Raw genomic sequence first — 1,405 nt, forward strand, 5'->3', positions numbered from 1 at the left:
CCTTCGAACAACTCGTCCAACACCTCCAACCCACCCGCACCACCAACCGCCACCCCCTCTTCCAGATAGCGTTCGCCGTCGACCGGGGCCTCGCCCTGGACCTGACGCCGTGGTCGGTGACGCCGGTCCGGCCGCCGTTCGAGACCGCGAAGTTCGACCTGTTCTTCGGCTTCGTCTCCCGCCCGGACGCCGAGCTGGAGCTGACCCTCACGTACGCGACCGACCTGTTCACCCGGGCCACCGCCGAGGGGCTCGCCCGCCGGCTGGCCGCCGTGCTGGAGCAGGTCGCCGCCGACCCGGAGCTGCGGCTCGACGAGATCGACGTCCTGCTGGACGGGGAGCGGGAGCGGCTCGTGGCCGCCCGCGGCCCGGACGTGCCGCCGGCGACGCTGCCCGAGCTGTTCGCCGAGCGGGTGCGGGAGCACCCGGAGGCCGCCGCGATCGCCGACGCCGCCGGTACGGTCAGCTACCGGGAGCTGGACGCCCGGGCCAACCGCCTCGCGCACCACCTGGCCGGCCGCGGCGTCGGCCCGGACGTGCCGGTGGCCGTGTCGATGCGCCGCGGCCGGGACCTCGTCGCCGTGCTGCTCGCCGTCGCCAAGGCCGGCGGCTGCTACGTGCCGATCGACCCGGCGTACCCGGCGGCACGGCAGGCGCTCATCCTCGACGGGGTCGCGCCCGCGGTGGTCCTCGCCGACGGCAGCGCGACCCTGCCGGCGCACCCGGCGCCGCGGCTCGCCGTCGACGACGCGCTGTGGCGGGCGGCCGCCGACCTGCCGGACACCGCGCCCCGCCCGGCGCTGGCGCTCGACCACGGCGCATACGTGATCCACACCTCCGGCTCGACCGGCGCGCCCAAGGGGGTGCTCGTGCCGCACCGCGGGATCAGCCGGCTGGCCCACCGGTACCGGCAGGACTTCCGGGTCGCGCCCGGCAGCCGGGTGCTCCAGCTCGCGTCGATCGGCTTCGACGGGTCGGTGTGGGAGATGCTCATGGCGCTGCTCGCCGGCGGCGCGGTGGTGCCGTACGACCCGGAGCTGCTGTTGGTCGGCGCCGACCCGGAGCTGATCGCCGGTACGACGCACGCCACGGTCACCCCGTCGCTGCTCGCGGCGCTGCCGATCGACCGGCTGCCCGCCACCGCGATGATCATCACGGCCAGCGAGGCGTGCCCACAGTGGCTGGTCGACGAGCGGGGCGCCCGGCACGAGCTGGTCAACTCGTACGGGCCCACCGAGACGACCGTGTGCGCGACCGGCGGCCCGCTGCCCGCCGGGGAGCCGGTGACGATCGGCCGGCCGGTCGCCGGCACCGGCGTGCTCGTGCTGGACGAGCGGCTGGAGCCCGTGCCGCCCGGTGTCATCGGAGAGCTATACCTCACCGGCGCCGGACTCGCCCGCGGCTA

The 1,405-nt window shown here is 76.0% G+C and carries 1 protein-coding gene; it reads left to right on the forward strand.

Translation table 11 applies throughout. The features are described 5' to 3' along the window. Positions 1–1,405, forward strand: a 1,405-nt coding sequence (locus IEY94_RS23155) for an AMP-binding protein (protein ID WP_189172370.1), incomplete at both ends; no start/stop codon positions are given.

The sequence above is a fragment of the Pilimelia anulata genome, from assembly GCF_014647895.1.
In the GTDB taxonomy this organism is placed as follows: domain Bacteria; phylum Actinomycetota; class Actinomycetes; order Mycobacteriales; family Micromonosporaceae; genus Pilimelia; species Pilimelia anulata.